The organism is Stenotrophomonas sp. HMWF003, assembly GCF_003061285.1.
In the GTDB taxonomy this organism is placed as follows: Bacteria; Pseudomonadota; Gammaproteobacteria; order Xanthomonadales; family Xanthomonadaceae; genus Stenotrophomonas; species Stenotrophomonas maltophilia_AP.
This window is the reverse complement of sequence record NZ_QAIW01000435.1, coordinates 46,199-50,347: the sequence shown is the minus strand read 5'-3', so window position 1 is coordinate 50,347 and position 4,149 is coordinate 46,199. Positions and strand designations below refer to the sequence as shown.

6 protein-coding genes are annotated in these 4,149 nt (G+C 67.8%); 1 reads left to right on the top strand and 5 read right to left on the bottom strand.

All coding sequences use genetic code 11. The annotated features are described in order from the left end of the window. Positions 1-35: 35 nt before the first annotated feature. From DBR34_RS19060 to DBR34_RS19040, 5 genes are all read right to left on the bottom strand, one after another. The gene (locus DBR34_RS19060; protein WP_128097939.1) at positions 36-338 is read right to left on the bottom strand and encodes a HigA family addiction module antitoxin; all 303 of its coding nucleotides are present in this window, start codon (positions 336-338) and stop codon (positions 36-38) included. A 10-nt stretch (positions 339-348) separates the two neighbouring features. Then, positions 349-627: a type II toxin-antitoxin system RelE/ParE family toxin gene (locus tag DBR34_RS19055; protein WP_128097938.1), complete on the bottom strand. Its 279-nt coding sequence runs from the start codon at positions 625-627 to the stop codon at positions 349-351. A gap of 189 nt (positions 628-816) precedes the next feature. Then, positions 817-1,506, bottom strand: coding sequence for a methionine ABC transporter permease (locus DBR34_RS19050; RefSeq protein WP_128097937.1), 690 nt, complete (start codon positions 1,504-1,506; stop codon positions 817-819). Further along, positions 1,503-2,510 (bottom strand): methionine ABC transporter ATP-binding protein, encoded by a 1,008-nt coding sequence (locus tag DBR34_RS19045; RefSeq protein ID WP_128097936.1) that lies wholly within the window; start codon positions 2,508-2,510, stop codon positions 1,503-1,505. The genes DBR34_RS19050 and DBR34_RS19045 overlap by 4 nt, the downstream gene beginning before the upstream one ends. A gap of 139 nt (positions 2,511-2,649) precedes the next feature. After that, positions 2,650-3,546 (bottom strand): DMT family transporter, encoded by an 897-nt coding sequence (locus DBR34_RS19040; protein WP_128097935.1) that lies wholly within the window; start codon positions 3,544-3,546, stop codon positions 2,650-2,652. 79 nt (positions 3,547-3,625) lie between these two features. Between DBR34_RS19040 and DBR34_RS19035 the strand changes: the two genes are divergently transcribed. Then, positions 3,626-4,108, top strand: a complete 483-nt coding sequence (locus tag DBR34_RS19035; RefSeq protein WP_038686143.1) for a YajQ family cyclic di-GMP-binding protein — start codon at positions 3,626-3,628, stop codon at positions 4,106-4,108. Positions 4,109-4,149 lie beyond the last annotated feature (41 nt).

Below are 4,149 nucleotides of genomic sequence, written 5' to 3'. Positions count from 1 at the left end.
GGTATGAGGTGCCGAACGTCCGGTAAGGGCGGCGGTCAGGCCGCCTCGCGCGGCTGCACCCTGCGCTCTATTTCCTGCCGGGTCGGCAGCGTCTTCAGATCGTACTCGGCCTGAAGGGCCAGCCACGACGCGGCGTCCCCGCCGAAATGACGTGCCAGGCGCACTGCGGTATCGGCTGTGACGCCGCGGGTTTCATGCACGATGGCATGCAGCCGCGTCGGCGGCACGTCCAACGCCCGTGCCAGCGCAGTGATGCTCAGCTGCAACGGCAGCAGAAACTCTTCGCGCAGAATTTCGCCCGGATGGACGGCCCTGAGGGTGTTGGTGGGGCGGCTCATGGATGGCACCTCAGTGGTAATCGACGAACTCGACATCACGCGGACCGTTGTCGGTCCAGATAAAACACAGTCGCCACTGTGCGTTGACGCGGATGCTGTGCTGCCCACGCCGGTCGCCGCGAAGCGCTTCGAGCCGATTTCCGGGCGGGCTGCGCAGGAACTGCAGCGTTTGTGCAGCATCCAGCATCTGCAACTTGCGCTCAGCCAGGGACTGAAACGCACGGAACTGTCGAGGACATCGTCCCGCAAACAGCGCGAGCGTGTGGCGGCATCGAAAGGACTGGATCATTTCGCGTAGCGTATTACGCGAAACGGAATATAACACAGATGCCGGTCACGCAATGATGCGCCCGTCGAGCACCTGCTCAATCGAAGCTGCGTAGGCTGCCACCCCGGCATTCCCATAGGCGGCACGACCTGGGGCCTGGCCCAGCCGCTGCGGAAGGCAATGTACCGACCACCGGTCGGTACCTACCGGCTATTTCCGGCTGTAGTGCGAGACCAGCCAGTCGCCCAGCATCTGCAGGATCTGCACCAGCACCAGCAGCAGCACCACGGTGACCAGGGCCACGTCGGTGTGCGAGCGCTGGTAGCCGTCGCGGAAGGCCAGGTCGCCCAGACCGCCCGAACCGATGGCACCGCCCATCGCGGTGAAACCGATCAGCGCGATCACCGTGACCGTGGCACCGGCGATCAGACCCGGCCGCGCTTCGGGCAGCAACACCCGGGTGACCAGCTGCCAGGTGGTGGCACCCATCGACTGGCTGGCTTCGATCACACCGCGGTCCACTTCGCGCAGCGCGGTTTCCACGAGGCGCGCGTAGAACGGCGCCGCGCCGATCACCAGCGGCACGATCGCACCGCGCACGCCCAGCGAGGTGCCCATCATCCACAAGGTGAGCGGGATCAGCACGATCATCAGGATGATGAAAGGCACCGACCGCAGCAGGTTCACCAGCACCGCCAGCGCGCCGTACAGCACCGGCTTGCGGTGCAGCTGCGGCGAGCCGGTCAGGAACAGCAGCACGCCCAGCGGCAGGCCGATCAGCAGGGTCAGCGGCAGCGAGCCACCGAGCATCAACAGGGTGTCCAGCGTGGCCTGGCCGATGTCGGCCCACTTGCCCGCGTCGAGGTGGCGGAAGAAACCGCCTGCGGTAGCCAGGATCATCGACGCAGCTCCTCAAGGTGGACACCGGCGGCCACGAAGCCGGCCTGCGCGGCCTGCACGTCGCCGCCCACCAGCGAGACCGTCAGCTGGCCGTAGGGGGTGTCCTTGATCCGGTCGATACGGCCGGACAGGATGTTGTAGTCCACGCCGGTTTCGCGCGCGATGCGGCCCAGCAGCGGTTCGTAGGTGTCGGCGCCGAGGAAGGTCAGGCGCACGATGCGCCCGGCGACCGCCTCGAAATCCTTGTGCAGTTCGCCCTCGTCCACCTGCTCCGATTCGCTCACGAAGCGGCGCGTGGTCGGGTGCTGCGGGTGCAGGAATACCTCGGTGACCGGGCCGGTTTCCACCAGGTGGCCGGCATCGAGCACGGCCACGCGGTCGCAGACCCGGCGGATCACGTCCATCTCGTGGGTGATCAGCACGATGGTCAGGCCCAGCTCGCGGTTGATCCTGCCCAGCAGCTTCAGCACCGAGGCGGTGGTCTGCGGGTCCAGCGCGCTGGTGGCCTCGTCGCACAGCAGGATCTGCGGGCGGGTGGCCAGGGCGCGGGCGATACCGACGCGCTGCTTCTGGCCGCCGGACAACTGCGCCGGGTACTTGGTCGCGTGCGCTTCCAGGCCCACGGTATGCAGCAGCTCGTCCACGCGCGCGTCGATCTCGGCGCGCGGGGTGCCGGCCAGTTCCAGCGGGAACGCGACGTTGGCCGCCACCGTGCGCGAGGACAGCAGGTTGAAGTGCTGGAAGATCATGCCGATCTTCCGGCGCAGCGCGCGCAGGCCGTCGGCATCGAGCGCGGTGACGTCTTCGCCGCCGATCAGCAGGCGGCCGCCGGTGGGCTCCTCGAGCCGGTTGATCAGGCGGATCAGGGTCGACTTGCCCGCCCCGGAGTGGCCGATGATGCCGAATACCTCGCCGGCCTCGATGGTCAGGTCCAGCGGCTGCAGCGCGGCGATCGCGCGGCCGCCGACGGCATAGGATTTGTGCAGGCGCTGGAACTCGATCACTTCGCGGTCAACCGGGCATCGACGGGAGGGGGCGTGCAGCCTACCAGCGCGGGGCGGCCCTGGCCCGCGCGGCTGTGCGGAATGATATTCCGTTTGGTTCTAAGCCGGCGTGATCGGGCCCGGGACGGCCCTGCCCGGCTCAGGGATGGTCCAGCGGCGCGGGCGCCTGGACCTGGCGGACCCGCTCCCGGTGCAGCAGGTACAGGCCGGAGGCGACAATGATCGCCGCGCCCAGCCAGGTGAAGCGGTCCGGCAGCGCGCCCCAGAACAGCAGGTCCCAGCCGATCACCCAGACCAGCCCGGTGTACTCCAGCGGCGCGATCAGCGAGGCCTCGCCCAGCTGGAACGCGCGGGTCAGGGCCACCTGCCCCCCGGCCCCGGCCAGGCCCATGCCGGCGATCAGCGCGGCGTGGCCCAACTGCAGCGGTTGCCAGTCGGGGAGGGCCAACAGGCCGGCGCCCACCGCCATGATCACCAGGAACCAGACCACCATCGACTGCGGGGTGTCGGTACGGGTGAGCATGCTGACCGTGATGGCGGCCACGGCATAGGCGGTGGCCGCCAGCAGCACCATCAGGCCCGGTACCGAGATGAAGCCGCCCACCCCCGGCCGCAACACCACCAGCACCCCGATCAGGCCGATACCGATGGCGATCCAGCGGCGCGGGCCGACGTGTTCGCCCAGCAGCGGCACCGACAACGCGGCGATCAGCAGCGGGGCCACGAAATAGATGGTGTAGGCGGTGGACAGCGGCAGGCTGCGCAGGGCGTAGACGAAGCAGCCGATCATGGCCATGCCCAGCGCCCCGCGCAGCAGGTGCAGGGCCCAGCGTTTGGGCACCAGCGAGCGCGGGCCGGCGGTGGCCAGCACCCAGACCAGCACGAACGGCAGCGACGCCGCGCCGCGCAGGAAGGTCACCTGCAGGGTGGGATAGCTGCTGGCGAGCTGCTTCATGCCGGCGTCCATCAGCGAGAAGCAGGCCACGGCCATCAACATCCAGGCGACGGCGCGGGAGGGGGATTTCTGGGTGATCATGGCCCATTATCGCCGCGATGGGCGGGCCGTCCATGCCGGGGTGGTTAGAATGACGGCATTCACCCGTTGGAGTTTCCCCATGCCTTCCTTTGACGTCGTTTCCGAAGTCAACACCCACGAACTGACCAACGCGGTCGACCAGGCCAACCGCGAGCTGTCCACCCGCTTCGACTTCAAGGGCGTGGAGGCCAAGTTCGTGCTGGAAGACAGCGTGATCAGCCAGTCCGCGCCGAGCGATTTCCAGCTGCAGCAGATGACCGACATCCTGCGTGCGCGCCTGATCGCGCGTGGCATCGACGTGCGCTGCCTGGAGTTTGGCGACGTCGAGACCAACCTGGCCGGTGCGCGCCAGAAGGTGACGGTCAAGCAGGGCATCGAACAGAAGGTCGCCAAGCAGATCGCGGCGAAGTTGAAGGAAGGCAAGTTGAAGGTGGACAGCCAGATCAACGGCGACAAGCTGCGCGTCAACGGCAAGAAGCGCGACGACCTGCAGGACGCCATCGCGCTGCTGAAGAAGGAAACCTTCGAAGTTCCGCTGCAGTTCGACAACTTCCGCGATTGATCGCACGCCGATCGCTGCGTGACGCGGGGCGGTAACGCCGG